General features: G+C 64.1%; 1 protein-coding gene. It reads left to right on the forward strand.

Annotated features, from left to right (window positions below):
* The coding region (gene tuf, locus CVM52_RS25900) for an elongation factor Tu (RefSeq protein WP_100165073.1) at positions 1–1,176 on the forward strand (1,176 nt) is incomplete at its 5' end.
* Position 1,177 lies beyond the last annotated feature (1 nt).

Genomic DNA, 1,177 nt, shown 5'->3' on the forward strand with positions numbered 1-1,177 from the left:
ATGGCAAAGGCAAAATTCGAACGGACGAAACCGCATGTGAACATCGGCACGATCGGGCATGTTGACCACGGGAAGACGACGCTGACGGCCGCGATCACGAAATATTTCGGCGACTTCAAGGCCTATGACCAGATCGACGGTGCGCCGGAAGAGAAGGCACGCGGCATCACCATTTCGACCGCGCATGTGGAATACGAGACCGAAGGCCGTCACTACGCCCATGTCGACTGCCCCGGCCACGCCGACTACGTCAAGAACATGATCACCGGCGCGGCGCAGATGGACGGCGCGATCCTGGTGGTGAACGCCGCTGACGGCCCGATGCCGCAGACCCGCGAGCACATCCTGCTGGGCCGCCAGGTCGGCATCCCGGCGATGGTGGTCTACCTCAACAAGGTCGACCAGGTCGACGACGAGGAACTGCTGGAGCTGGTCGAGATGGAAGTGCGCGAGCTGCTGAGCTCGTACGAATATCCCGGCGACGACATTCCGATCATCCCGGGCTCGGCCCTGGCGGCGCTGGAAGGCCGTGACGAGGCGATCGGCGAGGAGTCGATCAAGAAGCTGATGGCGGCGGTTGACGAATATATCCCGACGCCCGAGCGCGCGGTGGACCAGCCGTTCCTGATGCCGATCGAAGACGTGTTCTCGATCTCGGGCCGCGGCACCGTGGTGACCGGCCGGGTCGAGCGGGGCGTGATCAACGTTGGCGACGAAATCGAGATCGTCGGCATCCGCGACACCAAGAAGACCACCTGCACCGGCGTGGAAATGTTCCGCAAGCTGCTGGACCGCGGCGAGGCCGGCGACAATATCGGCGCGCTGCTGCGTGGTGTGGACCGCGACGGTGTCGAGCGTGGCCAGGTGCTGTGCAAGCCGGGTTCGGTGACGCCGCACACCAAGTTCGAGGCCGAAGCCTATATCCTGACCAAGGATGAAGGCGGCCGCCACACGCCGTTCTTCGCCAACTACCGGCCGCAGTTCTACTTCCGCACCACGGATGTGACCGGCACGGTGACGCTGGCCGAGGGCACCGAGATGGTGATGCCGGGCGACAACGTCTCCTTCGGCGTCGAACTGATCGCACCGATCGCGATGGAAAACGGCCTGCGCTTCGCCATCCGCGAAGGTGGCCGCACCGTCGGCGCCGGCGTGGTGTCGAAGATCATCGAATAAG

This window comes from Pseudooceanicola lipolyticus (genome assembly GCF_002786325.1).
Classification (GTDB): Bacteria; Pseudomonadota; Alphaproteobacteria; order Rhodobacterales; family Rhodobacteraceae; genus Pseudooceanicola_C; species Pseudooceanicola_C lipolyticus.